Source organism: Aeromonas sp. 84A (genome assembly GCF_051919345.1).
GTDB classification, from domain to species: Bacteria; Pseudomonadota; Gammaproteobacteria; order Enterobacterales; family Aeromonadaceae; genus Aeromonas; species Aeromonas veronii.
In genome coordinates this window covers 1-2,795 of record NZ_JBQBEW010000002.1, presented here as the reverse complement: position 1 = coordinate 2,795, position 2,795 = coordinate 1, and the positions used below count along the sequence as shown (strand labels likewise).

The 2,795-nt window shown below is 42.5% G+C and carries 4 protein-coding genes and 1 pseudogene; 3 read left to right on the top strand and 2 right to left on the bottom strand.

Features of this window, described 5'->3' with window-relative positions; translation table 11 throughout:
- Positions 1-283 precede the first annotated feature (283 nt).
- Complete coding sequence (locus ACTG20_RS21575; RefSeq protein WP_440008104.1) at positions 284-517, top strand: YlcI/YnfO family protein; 234 nt, start codon at positions 284-286, stop codon at positions 515-517.
- A gap of 124 nt (positions 518-641) precedes the next feature.
- On the opposite strand, the pseudogene ybcW reads toward ACTG20_RS21575, so the two are convergent.
- Positions 642-846 (bottom strand): annotated as a pseudogene (ybcW, locus tag ACTG20_RS21570) (protein YbcW).
- A 242-nt stretch (positions 847-1,088) separates the two neighbouring features.
- On the opposite strand from ybcW, the gene ACTG20_RS21565 reads away from it, so the two are divergent.
- Positions 1,089-1,541, top strand: a complete 453-nt coding sequence (locus ACTG20_RS21565; protein WP_223248938.1) for a DUF1398 domain-containing protein — start codon at positions 1,089-1,091, stop codon at positions 1,539-1,541.
- 287 nt (positions 1,542-1,828) lie between these two features.
- Positions 1,829-2,122 carry a serum resistance lipoprotein Bor gene (gene bor / locus ACTG20_RS21560; protein ID WP_000738492.1) on the top strand — a complete coding sequence of 98 codons (294 nt, stop codon included), beginning with the start codon at positions 1,829-1,831 and terminating at the stop codon, positions 2,120-2,122.
- 31 nt (positions 2,123-2,153) lie between these two features.
- Here bor and rzpD read toward each other — a convergent pair whose 3' ends face one another.
- Positions 2,154-2,615, bottom strand: coding sequence for a prophage endopeptidase RzpD (gene rzpD / locus ACTG20_RS21555; RefSeq protein ID WP_000092275.1), 462 nt, complete (start codon positions 2,613-2,615; stop codon positions 2,154-2,156).
- Positions 2,616-2,795: the final 180 nt, after the last annotated feature.

Below are 2,795 nucleotides of genomic sequence, written 5' to 3'. Positions count from 1 at the left end.
AACGTATTGCTAAGGTTAACGTCAACTGACAGTGGTTCGTACTCAGCACCTGCTTACGGTTCACTACTCACGACGATGTTTTTTTTGGTACCTTTTTTTCACCGGAAAGGACCCGTAAAGTGATAATGATTATCATCTACATATCACAACGTGCGTGGAGGCCATCAAACCACGTCAAATAATCAATTATGACGCAGGTATCGTATTAATTGATCTGCATCAACTTAACGTAAAAACAACTTCAGACAATACAAATCAGCGACACTGAATACGGGGCAACCTCATGTCAACGAAGAACAGAACCCGCAGAACAACAACCCGCAACATCCGCTTTCCTAACCAAATGATTGAACAAATTAACATCGCTCTTGAGCAAAAAGGGTCCGGGAATTTCTCAGCCTGGGTCATTGAAGCCTGCCGTCGGAGACTAACGTCAGAAAGAGAGCATATACATCAATTAAAAGTGATGAAGAATGAACATCCCGCGTTCTTCCCTCCGAACAGGACGATATTGTAAATTCACTTAATTACGAGGGCATTGCAGTAATTGAGTTGCAGTTTTACCACTTTCCTGACAGTGACAGACTGCGTGTTGGCTCTGTCACAGACTAAATAGTTTGAATGATTAGCAGTTATGGTGATCAGTCAACCACCAGGGAATAATCCTTCATATTATTATCGTGCTTCACCAACGCTGCCTCAATTGCTCTGAATGCTTCCAGACACCTTATGTTCTATACATGCAATTACAACATCAGGGTAACTCATAGAAATGGTGCTATTAAGCATATTTTTTACACGAATCAGATCCACGGAGGGATCATCAGCAGATTGTTCTTTATTCATTTTGTCGCTCCATGCGCTTGCTCTTCATCTAGCGGTTAAAATATTACTTCAAATCTTTCTGTATGAAGATTTGAGCACGTTGGCCTTACATACATCTGTCGGTTGTATTTCCTCCAGAATGCCAGCAGGACCGCACTTTGTTACGCAACCAATACTATTAAGTGAAAACATTCCTAATATTTGACATAAATCATCAACAAAACACAAGGAGGTCAGACCAGATTGAAACGATAAAAACGATAATGCAAACTACGCGCCCTCGTATCACATGGAAGGTTTTACCAATGGCTCAGGTTGCCATTTTTAAAGAAATATTCGATCAAGTGCGAAAAGATTTAGACTGTGAATTGTTTTATTCTGAACTAAAACGTCACAACGTCTCACATTATATTTACTATCTAGCCACAGATAATATTCACATCGTGTTAGAAAACGATAACACCGTGTTAATAAAAGGACTTAAAAAGGTTGTAAATGTTAAATTCTCAAGAAACACGCATCTTATAGAAACGTCCTATGATAGGTTGAAATCAAGAGAAATCACATTTCAGCAATACAGGGAAAATCTTGCTAAAGCAGGAGTTTTCCGATGGGTTACAAATATCCATGAACATAAAAGATATTACTATACCTTTGATAATTCATTACTATTTACTGAGAGCATTCAGAACACTACACAAATCTTTCCACGCTAAATCATAACGTCCGGTTTCTTCCGTGTCAGCACCGGGGCGTTGGCATAATGCAATACGTGTACGCGCTAAACCCTGTGTGCATCGTTTTAATTATTCCCGGACGCTCCCAGAGAAGTTCCCCGTCAGGGCTGTGGACATAGTTAATCCGGGAATACAATGACGATTCATCGCACCTGACATACATTAATAAATATTAACAATATGAAATTTCAACTCATTGTTTAGGGTTTGTTTAATTTTCTACACATACGATTCTGCGAACTTCAAAAAGCATCGGGAATAACACCATGAAAAAAATGCTACTCGCTACTGCGCTGGCCCTGCTTATTACAGGATGTGCTCAACAGACGTTTACTGTTCAAAACAAACCGGCAGCAGTAGCACCAAAGGAAACCATCACCCATCATTTCTTCGTTTCTGGAATTGGGCAGAAGAAAACTGTCGATGCAGCCAAAATTTGTGGCGGCGCAGAAAATGTTGTTAAAACAGAAACCCAGCAAACATTCGTAAATGGATTGCTCGGTTTTATTACTTTAGGCATTTATACTCCGCTGGAAGCGCGTGTGTATTGCTCACAATAATTGCATGAGTTGCCCATCGATATGGGCAACTCTATCTGCACTGCTCATTAATATACTTCTGGGTTCCTTCCAGTTGTTTTTGCATAGTGATCAGCCTCTCTCTGAGGGTGAAATAATCCCGTTCAGCGGTGTCTGCCAGTCGGGGGGAGGCTGCATTATCCACGCCGGAGGCGGTGGTGGCTTCACGCACTGACTGACAGACTGCTTTGATGTGCAACCGACGACGACCAGCGGCAACATCATCACGCAGAGCATCATTTTCAGCTTTAGCATCAGCTAACTCCTTCGTGTATTTTGCATCGAGCGCAGCAACATCACGCTGACGCATCTGCATGTCAGTAATTGCCGCGTTCGCCAGCTTCAGTTCTCTGGCATTTTTGTCGCGCTGGGCTTTGTAGGTAATGGCGTTATCACGGTAATGATTAACAGCCCATGACAGGCAGACGATGATGCAGATAACCAGAGCGGAGATAATCGCGGTGACTCTGCTCATACATCAATCTCTCTGACCGTTCCGCCCGCTTCTTTGAATTTTGCAATGAGGCTGTCAGCCTTATGCTCGAACTGACCATAACCAGCGCCCGGCAGTGAAGCCCAGATATTGCTGCACAGGTGCTGAGTACGAACCACTGTCAGTTGACGTTAACCTTAGCAATACGTAACTGAACGAAGT